Origin of the sequence: Geotalea sp. SG265 (genome assembly GCF_022808985.1) — a bacterium.
Lineage (GTDB): Bacteria > Desulfobacterota > Desulfuromonadia > Geobacterales > Geobacteraceae > Geotalea.
On record NZ_JAKZFT010000005.1, the window covers coordinates 1 to 12,958 of the forward strand.

Annotated in this window: 10 protein-coding genes; 3 read left to right on the forward strand and 7 right to left on the reverse strand. The window is 58.3% G+C overall.

The window, feature by feature from the left end; all coding sequences use genetic code 11:
* The coding region (locus ML541_RS07285) for a CxxxxCH/CxxCH domain-containing protein (protein ID WP_243371998.1) at positions 1–3,437 on the forward strand (3,437 nt) is incomplete at its 5' end.
* 230 nt (positions 3,438–3,667) lie between these two features.
* On the opposite strand, the gene ML541_RS07290 is transcribed toward ML541_RS07285, so the two are convergent.
* The 6 genes from ML541_RS07290 to ML541_RS07315 form a co-directional block, all read right to left on the reverse strand.
* The gene (locus ML541_RS07290) at positions 3,668–4,132 is read right to left on the reverse strand and encodes a hypothetical protein (protein ID WP_243371999.1); all 465 of its coding nucleotides are present in this window, start codon (positions 4,130–4,132) and stop codon (positions 3,668–3,670) included.
* Between the two features lie 96 nt (positions 4,133–4,228).
* A complete protein-coding gene (locus ML541_RS07295) occupies positions 4,229–5,215 on the reverse strand; it encodes a D-2-hydroxyacid dehydrogenase (protein WP_243372000.1) in 987 nt (328 codons plus the stop codon).
* 57 nt (positions 5,216–5,272) lie between these two features.
* A complete protein-coding gene (locus tag ML541_RS07300; protein ID WP_243372002.1) occupies positions 5,273–7,120 on the reverse strand; it encodes a carbon starvation protein A in 1,848 nt (615 codons plus the stop codon).
* A gap of 149 nt (positions 7,121–7,269) precedes the next feature.
* Complete coding sequence (locus ML541_RS07305) at positions 7,270–8,025, reverse strand: LytTR family DNA-binding domain-containing protein (protein ID WP_243372004.1); 756 nt, start codon at positions 8,023–8,025, stop codon at positions 7,270–7,272.
* Positions 8,022–9,791, reverse strand: coding sequence for a LytS/YhcK type 5TM receptor domain-containing protein (locus ML541_RS07310; protein WP_243372005.1), 1,770 nt, complete (start codon positions 9,789–9,791; stop codon positions 8,022–8,024). Before ML541_RS07310 ends, ML541_RS07305 begins: the two co-directional genes overlap by 4 nt.
* A 99-nt stretch (positions 9,792–9,890) precedes the next feature.
* Entirely contained in the window at positions 9,891–10,253 is a 363-nt protein-coding gene (locus ML541_RS07315) for a response regulator (protein ID WP_243372006.1), read from the reverse strand.
* 267 nt (positions 10,254–10,520) lie between these two features.
* Here ML541_RS07315 and ML541_RS07320 point away from each other — a divergent pair, with 267 nt between their 5' ends.
* On the forward strand, positions 10,521–11,345 hold the full coding sequence (locus ML541_RS07320; RefSeq protein ID WP_243372007.1) for a hypothetical protein: 825 nt from the start codon (positions 10,521–10,523) through the stop codon (positions 11,343–11,345).
* An 8-nt stretch (positions 11,346–11,353) separates the two neighbouring features.
* Here the strand turns inward: ML541_RS07320 and ML541_RS07325 are convergent, their stop codons facing one another.
* Positions 11,354–11,686 carry a phage holin family protein gene (locus tag ML541_RS07325; protein ID WP_243372008.1) on the reverse strand — a complete coding sequence of 111 codons (333 nt, stop codon included), beginning with the start codon at positions 11,684–11,686 and terminating at the stop codon, positions 11,354–11,356.
* Positions 11,687–11,879: 193 nt separating this feature from the next.
* Here ML541_RS07325 and ML541_RS07330 point away from each other — a divergent pair, with 193 nt between their 5' ends.
* Positions 11,880–12,806 carry a peptidoglycan DD-metalloendopeptidase family protein gene (locus ML541_RS07330; RefSeq protein WP_243372009.1) on the forward strand — a complete coding sequence of 309 codons (927 nt, stop codon included), beginning with the start codon at positions 11,880–11,882 and terminating at the stop codon, positions 12,804–12,806.
* Positions 12,807–12,958: the final 152 nt, after the last annotated feature.

Here is a 12,958-nt window from a genome sequence, read left to right on the forward strand (position 1 = left end):
CCAGCGGCACCACCCTCGGTTGTAACGGCTGCCACGGCTCCACCGGCAACACCAGCGGTATGCCGACCCCCGATGCTGTTGGCGTAAACAGCCACACCAAGCACCTGCCGACCCAGGATACCGGCAAGTGCGTCTACTGTCACAGGACCACCGTCAACGGCACCAGCGCCATCATCGCCGGCAGCCAGCACATCAATGCCGCCCGTGATGTCCGCTTTAGCAAGCCCAACACCTTTACCAACAACTCCGGTGCGTATAATGCCGGCACCAGGACCTGTTCCACCACCTACTGCCACGGCACAGCAGCTTCCGATGCCTGGGGTACCGCCGGACCGTTGGCCTGTAACAAGTGTCACGAAGCCAGCATGGCCCTTCCCGGTGCCCACGTGATTCACTACAACACGGCAACCGTGGCAACCGGCCTCTACGGCGCAGCCCCCGGCACCTCCAGCCAGAGCGCCACTGCTTACCAGTTTGCCTGCTCCTCCTGCCACGGTACCGATACCAGCAAGCATGCCAACTATCCGGTCACCGACGTATCCGATGCAACCATCTTCTTCGGCTTCAGTTCCGCCGGACGTGGTGCATCAGCTAACAGCGCCTATGCGCCGCAGCTTACGGGTTCCACCGACCTCAAGGGCTACCAGTGGACCACCGGCGGCAACGCAAACTGTACCGCCACCTACTGTCACAGCAACGGCCGCGGCAGCAACGGCGGCAGCACGACGGTCAACTGGGGTATTACCGCCAGGGATGCAAGCTGCTCTACCTGCCATGGTAATGCCACAACCACCATTGCCGGAACCAATCCGACTACTACCCCGACCATGCTCTCCGGCGCCCATAAGTCGCATATAGGTAATGCTACTCAGGGTGGTGTGTTCACCTGTACCGACTGCCATGCCAACACTTTGAGCGGCGCGACCACTATTGCCGCTTACAACAAGCACGTCAACAAGTTCGTCGATTACTCCGGTCTCTATGCCGGCAAGACTAAGTCTTGCTCCACCTTCTACTGCCATAGCAATGGTAAGGGCCAAGGACCGGTAACCACCCTGCCCGCCTGGACCAGCGGCACCACCCTCGGTTGTAACGGCTGCCACGGCTCCACCGGCAACACCAGCGGTATGCCGACCCCCGATGCTGTTGGCGTAAACAGCCACACCAAGCACCTGCCGACCCAGGATACCGGCAAGTGCGTCTACTGTCACAGGACCACCGTCAACGGCACCAGCGCCATCATCGCCGGCAGCCAGCACATCAATGCCGCCCGTGATGTCCGCTTTAGCAAGCCCAACACCTTTACCAACAACTCCGGTGCGTATAATGCCGGCACCAGGACCTGTTCCACCACCTACTGCCACGGCACAGCAGCTTCCGATGCCTGGGGTACCGCCGGACCGTTGGCCTGTAACAAGTGTCACGAAGCCAGCATGGCCCTTCCCGGTGCCCACGTGATTCACTACAACACGGCAACCGTGGCAACCGGCCTCTACGGCGCAGCCCCCGGCACCTCCAGCCAGAGCGCCACTGCTTACCAGTTTGCCTGCTCCTCCTGCCACGGTACCGATACCAGCAAGCATGCCAACTATCCGGTCACCGACGTATCCGATGCAACCATCTTCTTCGGCTTCAGTTCCGCCGGACGTGGTGCATCAGCTAACAGCGCCTATGCGCCGCAGCTTACGGGTTCCACCGACCTCAAGGGCTACCAGTGGACCACCGGCGGCAACGCAAACTGTACCGCCACCTACTGTCACAGCAACGGCCGCGGCAGCAACGGCGGCAGCACGACGGTCAACTGGGGTATTACCGCCAGGGATGCAAGCTGCTCTACCTGCCATGGTAATGCCACAACCACCATTGCCGGAACCAATCCGACCACCACACCGACCATGCTCTCCGGCGCCCACAAGGCACATATCGGCAGTGCTTCTACCGGCGGTGGCTTCGGCTGTATCGACTGTCATGCCACGACCGTCAGCAGTGATACCGCCATCGCGGCAAACAACTTCAATAAGCACGTCAACAAGTTCGTTGACTATTCCGGCGTCAATGCCGGCAAGAACAAATCCTGCGCCAACTTCTATTGCCACAGCAACGGCAAAGGCGTCTCTGTCAATCCCCCAACTTGGACCAGCGGCACGACCCTAGATTGTAGCGGCTGCCACGGCTCCACCTCTGCCAACCTGACATCTGGAAGCCACAACGCCCACCTTGTTGCAGGGGCAACCTGCCAGAACTGTCACTGGAATACCACCCAGACCAACGGCACCATTGCCGCCGTTGCCCAGCACATCAACCGCACGGTCGGGGTCAACCAGGGCAGCAGCTTCAAATTGGTCAATGTCAGCTTCACCGGCACCACCAGCTGTTCGGCCATTTCCTGCCACAGCAACGGCACCTCTGGCGGAGCAACAGCAGCAACATGGGGTGGTACCCTCAAATGCGACGGCTGCCATCCGAACCTCTCAGCCGCCCACACGGTCCACGCCAATCTGAACCTGAGCACCGGCGTTACCTTCTATAACTACACTGCCATCAAGTCTTCCGGTTCGGAAGCGGCCAATGGCGTCAAGTACGGCTTTGGTTGCGGTACCTGTCATCCACTGGTGGAATCTACCTTCCATATCGATGGCAGTGTCGAAGTGCAACTTGATCCGGCAACTGCCGGTGCCGGCGCTCTGCGCCAGAAAAACGGTGTCGGCGCTGCAATGAACGGTGACAAGAGCTGTGACCTTGTCTATTGCCACAGTGACGGCAAAAATGCCATGGTTGCCGGACCCACAGGCAACGGCCATGCACCGGTCTGGACCACGACCTTTGCTACCCTCGGTGGCGATCGTTGTGCCAAGTGTCACGGCAACTCCCCGCAGACAGCCGCGCATAATGCGCACCAGGTGGGTATCCATTATGACAACGTCTACAACGGCGTTTCCGGAAAACTGGCTGCAGCATCAACCGGAAACTCCAGCCATGGTGTAGCGGGCCAATCCACAACCATTACCTGTAATGTCTGCCATTACAAGACAATGCAACTCGCGCAGAACGACCAGAACACCCTCTGTAACACCTGTCACACCAAGGGTGTCAACGGCGCTTTGGTTAAGGGTAATGCCCAGATTGCCGACTTCGCTATCCACGTCAACGGCAAAAAGGATATTGCTTTCCCGACCACCGCACTCAAGGTCATTTCGAAGGCACAGCTCAGGACCAGCAGCTTCTCCAACTACTCCGGTCTCTGGGTGCGTAACGGCAGCAACTACAAAAACGGCATCAGTGCGTTCGACACCGCCAAGACTGCTCTGACGGACAATATGTGGAACGCTACGGCAGGTACCTGCTCCAACATCTCCTGCCACAACCTGAGAGTGGGCGAATCCGTCACCTGGACCGACACCACCATCAGTTGCCAGTCCTGTCACAGCAAATTGTAATTCGAATTCAATACAACAGCAGCAAAAAGAAAGGCCGGGAAACCGGCCTTTCTTTTTGCTTAATGTCACGGATGGATGACGGATATGGTTATTGCAGGAGAGGGCTTCCTAAATCCGCCTCCGGTTCGTATCTGACAAAGAATGTGGCTCCATGGTTTCGGTAAAAAGGCAGGACTGGTGAGGCGATAGGGTGGGTGCAGGCAACATCTGTAAAGGCGTCGCTGGGGTGCCTAGAAGCACCCCAGCTGGCACTGCCTGATTTTATACAGCTGTACATTGGCAGCTTCGGCAACGGCCATTGGTTTGACCTTGAGCTCCTGAGCGAGGGCAGAGGCGGCGGCACAGGTCAGCTCTCCTTTTTCAGCGAGGGCTGCCGTTTGGCGAGCCACTTCTTCGGTGAACGGTTCGGATACCGTACCGGCGTGGGCGGTCTTGCTCACCTTGAAACAGCCGAGCTGACAGTCGGTTATGCGGATGCCGAGCCGGTCGATCATGGCACCGACGGCGAGACGGGAGATGCCTGCATCGGCAGCAATCCTCCAGGCGGATGGGCAGGGTACGTAGCCATCTCGGACGGCGCCCCTCACTGCTGTCTCCAGATTCTGGAGGGCTTCCGACGAGAGATTATCGGGATTTTCGGGCAGGGTGATCCTGCCCTTTTTCTTTTGACGGTCGGTATCATTGAAGTCGCGCATCGGTTTTCCTTTTTCCCCAGGCGTGCTAAATGTAAGAACATTGTTTTATTACCCGAAGAAATATCCTGACCCGTAAAATTTGTCAAGAGTCTGCGGTCAACGGCATTGCAGATAGGCTTCATTCACAACATTGACTGGTGTGCCGGCCAGGAAAGAGCGGATATTTCCGGCGACGATGGCGGTCAGCCTGCGCCGGGCTGCCAGGGAAGCCCAGGCAAGGTGCGGAGTGAAGATACAGTTCGGGGCGGCAAGCAGCGGATTATCACCAAGCATCGGTTCGTGGGCGACCACATCCAGCCCCGCGCCGGCGATACGCCCTGCCTTGAGGGCTGCCGCCAGATCTGCTTCATTGACCAGGCCGCCGCGTGACGCATTGATCAGGAAAGCAGTCGGTTTCATGGCCGAAAGGAGAGTGGCATTGACGAAGCCCGTGTTATCGTCGGTCTGTGGGCAGTTGAGGGAGACCACGTCGGCGATGGCGAAGAGCTCCTCAAGGGGAAGAAACCGGACCGGTAGCGGGCCGGGGTCTTTGGGGCGAGGATTGTAGGCGACGATACGCAGACCAAAGGCGGCACCGATCCTGGCGACGGCCTGGCCTATGGCGCCGTAGCCGACGATGCCGAGGGTCAGGCCGTCCAGCTCCAGAATAGAGGTCTTCCAGAAAGAATGATCAGGGCAGCGGACCCATTCCCCTTTCCTGACTGCGCTGTCGTGCAGCCCGACCCGTGTGGTCAGCTCCAGGAGCAGTGCGAAGATGGTCTGGGCAACGGACTCTGTGGAATAAGCGGGGACATTGGCGACCGGAATGCCGAGCCTTCCTGCTTCTGCCACGTCCACATTGTTATAGCCGGTGGCCAGAAGCGAGATGTAGCGCAGGTTTGGGAGCTGGGCCAGGGCGGCGGCATCGACCTTCACCTTGCTGGTGAGGATGATCTCTGCATCCCTGGCCCGTTCCACTTTCAGTTCGGGAGGGGTCCGGTCGTAAATGGTACAACTGCCGAGAGTCTCGACGGCATCCCAGGGGTTGTCCCCGGGGTTGATGGTGTAGCCATCGAGGATGACGATGGCCGGTCGCTTGCTCATTGGGCGATTCCCTCCTTACTAGTCATGGGAAACATATCGAGACTATACCACAATACTTTATTCCTGGGCAGCCGGCAGGGCATACCGTTCATCGGCTATCTCAACGTTTTCCACGACAGAGTCGCCATTGGCATCGACAATCCGCTCCTTTACCTGGAGGAGTTTGTACCAGCGCAGAAAGGCGGAAATGAATACAATGGACATGAGGATCATGAGGATAACCGAAAGAACTGCCAGTAGCATCAGCCCTTTAGGGAGAAAGTTGCGCGTGATGTTCAGATACCCGGCGCTCATGGTGATGGGTATCATGAAAAGGCCGGGTACTGCGGCTATCCAGGCGTAACGTGCCCTGCCGAGCCTGATGAGCATGGTGGCGCCGACGATGAGGGCGCAGGTGGCCAGCAGTTGGTTGCTCATGCCGAAGAGGGGCCAGATAGTGGTAATGTCACCGGTATAGACCAGGTAGCCCCAGGCCGAAGTAAAAATGAGGCTGGTGATGATTACCCCAGGCGTCCAACGATTATCGGAGAAGCGGGGATAGACCTTGGCCAGCATTTCCTGAAGCAGATAGCGACCGACTCGGGTACCGGCATCGACGGCGGAGAGAATGAAGACCGCTTCGAACATGATGGCGAAGTGGTACCAGTAAGCCATTAGCCCTTTCATGAATGGAATGGATGAGAAGATGTAGGCCATACCCACCGCAAGGGAAACGGCGCCTCCGGGGCGCCCTTGAACCTGCTCGCCCACCTCGCGTGCCAGTTCGGGGAGATTTACGGTTGCCATGCCCAGTGCCTGGAATGCCTTTGGGGCGGAATTGATGGCGAAGTAATCGGCAGGGACCAGGGTACAGGCGGCAATGAGGGCCATGATCGCCACGAAGCCCTCGGTAAGCATGGCGCCATAGCCGACGAAGAGAATATCCTTCTCATGGGCGATCATCTTTGGCGTGGTGCCGGTGCCGATGATGGCGTGGAATCCGGAAAGGGCGCCGCAGGCGATGGTGATGAAAATAAATGGGAACACCGCCCCCGGGATTACCGGTCCGCCGCCGGCGGCGAACTGGGTGATGGCGGGCATCTGCAGTTGGGGATGGACGGCGACGATGCCCAAGGCCAGCAAGGCGATGGTGCCGATCTTGAGGTAGGTGGAGAGGTAGTCGCGGGGAACAAGCAGGAACCAGACCGGCAGTACTGAGGCAAAAAAGCCATAGATGGGGATGATAAGGGCGATCTGCTTCTTGGAAAAGGTGAACAAAGAGGCCAGGGTGGGGTTTGCTGCCACGTAGGGTCCGGCCAGTACAGCAAGAAGTAAGAGCAGCGCGCCGATGACACTTGCCCCTTTGACGTCGCCTGGCCTGATGTTGTGCATGTAGATTCCCATGACCATGGCTATGGGGATAGTGCAGAAGACGGTGAAGGTGCCCCAGGGGCTGGCGAACATGGCGTTGACGACGGCTATGGAGAGCCCCGCCAGGGTGAGGATGAGAATGAAAAGAATGGCGATGGAGGCGACTTTACCGGCGACGTTGCCGATTTCAGCCCCGGCGATGGCCGAAAGGCTCTTCCCCTTGTGGCGCACCGAGGCGAAGAGGACGATGGAGTCGTGAACGGCACCGGCGACGACTGCGCCGATGATGATCCAGAGGGCACCGGGGAGGAAGCCGAACTGGGCGGCAAGAACCGGCCCGAGCAGTGGTCCTGCCGCGGCGATGGCGGCAAAGTGGTGACCGAAAAGGACGTACTTGTCCGTCTTGACGTAGTCGTGGCCGTCGGCAAGGGTTACTGCCGGGGTCGGGCGCTCGTCGTTCAACGCCATGACCCGTCTGGCGATAAACAACCCGTAAAAGCGGTAGCCGATGGCAAAGACGCAGAGGGACGTGAAGATGAGAGTCAATGCGTTCATTGATGCCTCCTATGAATAATCCGGTTATGGTGCCGATTGTCTCCAGAATAATTCATGTGGGATACGATGAAAAAGGGTACCGGCCCAATGGTGCCGATGTTGGTATGAATGGTCGATTTGAGACGATGAATGGTTGTGGCGTTTCGGAATCAGAGATCCAGGGATTTTTTCAGGTCTTTGGCATGATAACGGCTCACCATGATCTCGGTCCGGTTCAGGTCGTCCATGGTCAGCCTGAAACTGCCGTTGAACCAGGGGATCGCTTCCAGAACATGATTTGTGTTGACCAGGAAGCTGCGGTGAACCCGGACGAAGCCGTGACGGGCGAGTTTGCTCTCCAGTTCAGTGAGGGTGGACCGGCTCCGGTAGCGGTCGGTTGCAGTATGGACGAGGACTGCGCCTTCGTCTGCCTGGGCAAAGACTATCCGTTCGGGTGAGGTAGGGATGATCCGCTCTCCCTGGTAGAGGGGAAGCTTTCCGGAGCAGCCATCGTGTCCATCGCCGACAGCCGGGGTTGCATCCCCAGAAGCGGGTTTGCTCCCCAAGAGCCGGGCAGCCTTGGAGACGGCCTTGGCCACCCTCTCAAGGGTGAAGGGCTTCAGCAGATAATCGACCGCCTCTACCTCGAAGGCTTCGCAGGCATAATGTTCGAAGGCAGTGGCGAAAATGATCAGGGGGTGGGTGGGAAGCTCGGCAAGGAGCTGCGCCAGCTCCAGCCCGCTGAGGCCTGGCAGGTGGATATCGAGAAAAAGCAGCTCCGGGCCCGTTTCCCGTATCCCTGCCAGGGCTGTGCTGCCGCTGCCTGCTTCACCGACCACGTCAACGTCTTCCATCTGCTGCAGAAGGTAGCGGAGTTCTTCCCGGGCCGGGGTTTCATCATCGATAATGAAGGCTTTGATGGTCATTGGTGTGCTCCTTCTCCCTCAGCGCTGCCGGCAGGCACGGTGAAGGATACGGTGGTGCCCCGGGATGGGGTGCTTTCAATGCGGAGGAGGTGATCCCTGCCGAAAAATGCACCCAGGCGGCCATTGACATTCTGCAGGGCGATCCCCACCTCTTCATCCGAATCGGCCTCTTTTTCCGCGAAGAGCCCGGCCAGCTTCTCCGGCGTGATGCCAACGCCGGTATCACGGACCTCGATAGCCACCACATCGCCGACGCGCCGGGCGACCACCATCACCTCCCCCCCCTCCTCACGGGTCAGGATGCCGTGCCGCAGGGCGTTCTCCACCAGCGGTTGCAGGGTAAGCGGCGGAAGAAGGCAGGTCAGCGCCCCTTCCTCAATGCGATAGGCGATCCGCACCCGATCACCAAAACGGGCCATCTCGATGGCGAGGTACGCCCGGCAGTGTTCCAGTTCGGCCGCCAGGGTGACGAGCCCTCCGGCGGGACGGATATTGCGCCGCAGAAATTCGGCAAGTTTGACCAGAAGCTCTGAAGCGGTGGTCGGATCGGTCCTGATGAAGCTTTTGACGGTGTTTATGGCGTTGAAAAGAAAGTGGGGATGGATCTGGGCCTGCAGGGCACGGATTTCCGCCTCCCGCACCAGTTTCTTCTGCTCGTCCAGTTGGGACAGTTCGAGCTGGCTGGAAAAGAGATGGGCAAGCCCGTGGGCCAGCTCCATATCCAGTGGTGTGATGCCGTTTTCCTTGATACGATAGAGCTTGAGAGCGCCGATAACGCGCTCTTCGCTTCTCAGGGGAACGATAATTGCCGAGCCCAGGCGGCATCCCTCTTTGGTGCACCCTATTTCCTCCCTCGTCAGCGGCGCGGCAATACGGCCGGAGGCGAGGGCGTCCCTGGTGGCGTCGGTCATGAGTGCCATTCCGGGCCGGTGGTGATCCTCGCCGACACCGGCGTGGGCGAGGATGGTGGACTGGTCGGTAAAGGCAACAGCATCCAGGTCAGTCATCTCCAGGATAATGCGAGCAGTCTGGGTTGTGGAGGTGGCGGTGAGCCCGCCGCGCAGAAAGGGGAGGGTGCGGAGAGCGATGTTGAGGGCGGCCTGGGCCTGAAAGGCTGCAAAACGCTCCTGCTCCCGGAAAAGTGAGGCAACCAATTCGACGAAAAGGGCAAGTCCCAGGGCATTGACCAGGATCATCGGGAAGGCGATGGTTCGCACCAGGGATAGGGCCGCCGGGTACGGCTTGGCTACAAGCAGGATGATGGCCATCTGCAGCGTCTCGACCACTATTCCCGTGACGAAAGCGGCTGTCGGGTCGTAACGGGTCCGCCTGATCCGGTGGTAGAGAATGCCGCCGACAATCCCCTCGGCGATGGTGGCTATGCCGCATGCTGCTGAGGTAAAGCCGTTCATCTCGATTAGAAAACGATGGGCGCCGGCGATGATCCCGGCAGACAAGCCTACCAGCGGCCCTCCCAGAATACCGCCAAGGACGACGCCGACGACGCGGGAATTGGCGATGGCGTTTTGCACCGGAACCCCAAGATAGGTGCCGGCAATGCCGAACAGGCCGAAGACAAGGGACAGGGAAAGACGTTCATAGCGGCTCGCTCGGCCCACCAGGAGCCTCTTGAAGACATCGAAACGCATGATGAGGATGAAGGCAATGGCGAAGATGCCGAGTCTTTCCAGAAGATGAATGATGAGGTTGAGCATTGTTTCCCCGCATATGGCGTCGGCAGGAATATGGGCAATAATTCTAGTCATTGCCCATATTTCACCATCTCGTCAAGGATTTTATGCTGGGGTGCAAGCTGTCGCAGGAGCGGGAAAAGCGTGTATCATGGAAAGCAGTGCAAGGTGGCTCTACTGGAACTTCTTTATCGTCTCCAGCAGTTTGTTGGCGTCGAAAGGCTTGAAGATCCAGCCGCTGGCGCCGGCCGCCCTGCCTTCGTCGACCTTTGCTTCCTGGGACACGGTAGACAGGACGACGATGGGAATGAACTTCGACTCCCGTCGCAGGCGGAGCTGTTTGACCAGCTCAATGCCATCCATTTCCGGCATGTTCAGATCGGTGATGACAAGATCCAGATGGACCCCTTCCGTTTTTGCCAGGGCATCTTTCCCGTTTATCCCCTCGATCACATCATAGCCGACCCTTCTCAGGGTCAGGGCGCATAGCTGCCTGACAACGCCGGCATCATCAACGACAAGTGCAGTCTTTGGCATGGGTGACTCCTTTGCAGACACTTATCGGGGCTGTTTCGCGATTCTTTAGGAGGAAAAGCCAAGGGGCCGATTTACTTGCCGAAGCCGCCGCGGTGTCGGGTTTTTTTACCCTGCCCTGTAAAAAAGTACGGCGGAAATGGAGGACGAGGAAGAGGGTCGTGGATTTTTGATCGTAAAAACAGTGTGTTACCTCAGGCATGGTATTTGTAGTTGTCGGCACTTGGAGGCATTACCATTACCGCCTGATACGGCGGCCGGAGGGATCCAATGACCATCGAATTTCGGTATACCACCCGCGAGGCTGTGAATATCCTGAAGACGCTTATCCTTTGCGAAACGGCCATAGTTTCCATCTACCTCCTCAGCTACCTGTTGGGCAGACCATCTTTTACCATCCATGCCCTGTTCGATCTGGACGGCGAAGCCTGCATTCCCGCATGGTTTTCTTCCATGCAGCTCTTCATGACCGGAGCGCTTTTATGGTTGGCAAGCCGCTCCTGCCGACGGGAAAAGCCGTCGCCTCTCTTTTTAAAGCTGGCCAGTGCCGGATTTATTTACATTTCTGCCGACGAGGCGGCCATGATTCACGAACGGGTCGGGACGGTCCTGAAATCACTGCCCCATGTTCCCTCCATCCATGGCCATGGCGCCTGGATTCCCTTCTATGTCATTGCCGGGCTGTTTTTCGTGCTGGTTATGGGGCGCCACTTCTATTTCCTGTGGCGCGATTTCCGTCGGGAGCTTATTTGGGTTCTGGGGGGCATGGCTGTGTTTCTCTTTGGAGCCTTGGGCATGGAGGTGATCGGTGATTTGCTGAGAAGCGGCTCTTTGGAAGACGCCAGCCGGTTTTACGTGCTGGAGGTGGCGATAGAGGAATTTTGCGAGATGTCAGGGATGAGTGTTGTCTTTCATGGCGTTATGCGATTTCTTCTGCAGCTTCACCGGGAAAGGGCCACAGAGCTTGCGCCCTTGCCGACGCCGGTCATTTCTTCGGTACTGCCGGCGATGGCGGCTGTTGCCGTACCGGTTGATCATGCACTGCTGGTGCAGTCCGATGCATTGCAGCATCCGGATGAGCAGCACATTGCTTAGCAGGTTGGTCAGAAAATCAGGCCGAGAAGATAATTGACCACCACCAGCACCAGACTGAAGAGGAGCGCTTGCCAGAAGCCACTCACCTCAAAGCCGGGAACGATGGCGCTGGTTAGCATGATGAGCACCGCGTTGATGACGAGAGTAAAGAGACCGAGGGTGATGATGGTGATGGGAAGGGTGAGAATGAGCAGGAGCGGTTTGATGATGGCGTTGACGAGGCCGAGGACGGCGGCAGTGCCCATGGCTGCAAGGAATCCCGACAGTCTGACCCCTGGCAGCAGGTACGCGGTTATGGCAATGGCCAGAGCGGATATCAGCCAACTGAGGATGAATCCCATATTCCCCTCCCAGATAGTTCCAGCGTTTCCCTGAATCAATTGTACTCTGGCCAGGATACCCCGCCAAGAAAAAGCTGGAACTTTTCCGATTTTTTGCGTATTTATATTGGCTGCAGAACCGGCTGGACCGGTTGGAATCCCCGCAGGAACGGTTCATTTGCACCCAATCACTCATCTACGCATACTGTTAATCATGGCAAGCGTGTTCCTTCTGCCGGTAGCAGCCCGTGCCGGCATGCTTGCCTGGCCCGTCGCCTGCATTCCCGGTGTCAACTGCACGGGAAGCGCCTTTTACATCGGTTATCCGGACATCGGTGGGAGCGGCAAGGCCTTCGACTGCGGCAAGCCTGGCTACACAGGCCATACGGGTACCGACATCACCGTTTCCTCGGTAAAGGATGGGGTCGGGGTATTGGCTGCCGCTGATGGCGAGGTGTTGCTGGTTTCGGGAGGGCAGGAGGATCACTGTTCGGGTGACGGCGATGCTGCCGGAGACCGCTGCCTGGAGGCTGATGCTGCCACCGGTGATCCCGGGGCACTCTGTGTCGGGACCGACGGCTGCTTCTCCTGGGGCTTCGATGCCGGGAATTTCGTCCTTATCCGCCACGGGGAGCCCCCCCAGCTCATTTTTACCCTCTATGCCCATCTGCGCCGTGGCTCCATCGCCGTTACCAGCGGCACTCGGGTGAAAAAAGGGGATAAGATCGCCGAAGTGGGAAACTCCGGCGCTTCCCTGGCCCCGCACCTCCATTTCGGCGTCTTTATTCGGCGGCAATTCGGCAATGAGCTGGCCGATCCGTGGCAGGGGGAATGCAGTTCCCCTCGTCACGCCTCCCTTTGGCAGTACGATCCGCCATACCGTGCCCAGGTTACGGTCACCAAGGCGGGCACCGGCGAAGGAATTATCACTTGCAACGACGGCAGCATCCCTTGTCCTCCGGGATCTCCCACAAGCTTCATCCCCGGCACATCCATAACCTTCAAGGCAACTCCCTACTTTGGCTCCCAATTTATTGGCTGGCAGGGGGGCTGTTCTGGAGCGGCCAACACTTGTACCATTACCGTGGAAGGTTCTCTCGGAGTAAGTGCCCTCTTCGCCAGGCAAGACCGGTCTTTCTGAAAACTGGCTTCTATCGGGCGCTTGCTGATTGCCGAAGGGGTGGTCATGTCCGGTTTTGGAGTTGACAAATACTTCTGCCGGACGGAAAATCGCTTTTTTTTGCCGAAGATCCGGCAGGTGGAGGAGGCTTTTTTTGCATAGTAGTGGCAGAC

Coding starts and splice junctions, on each gene's coding strand:
- ML541_RS07290 (WP_243371999.1), bottom strand. CDS start 4,132: ATGCGCGACTTCAATGATACCGACCGTCAAAAGAAAAAGGGCAGGATC.
- ML541_RS07295 (WP_243372000.1), bottom strand. CDS start 5,215: ATGAGCAAGCGACCGGCCATCGTCATCCTCGATGGCTACACCATCAAC.
- ML541_RS07300 (WP_243372002.1), bottom strand. CDS start 7,120: ATGAACGCATTGACTCTCATCTTCACGTCCCTCTGCGTCTTTGCCATC.
- ML541_RS07305 (WP_243372004.1), bottom strand. CDS start 8,025: ATGACCATCAAAGCCTTCATTATCGATGATGAAACCCCGGCCCGGGAA.
- ML541_RS07310 (WP_243372005.1), bottom strand. CDS start 9,791: ATGACTAGAATTATTGCCCATATTCCTGCCGACGCCATATGCGGGGAA.
- ML541_RS07315 (WP_243372006.1), bottom strand. CDS start 10,253: ATGCCAAAGACTGCACTTGTCGTTGATGATGCCGGCGTTGTCAGGCAG.
- ML541_RS07320 (WP_243372007.1), top strand. CDS start 10,521: ATGACCATCGAATTTCGGTATACCACCCGCGAGGCTGTGAATATCCTG.
- ML541_RS07325 (WP_243372008.1), bottom strand. CDS start 11,686: ATGGGATTCATCCTCAGTTGGCTGATATCCGCTCTGGCCATTGCCATA.
- ML541_RS07330 (WP_243372009.1), top strand. CDS start 11,880: ATGGCAAGCGTGTTCCTTCTGCCGGTAGCAGCCCGTGCCGGCATGCTT.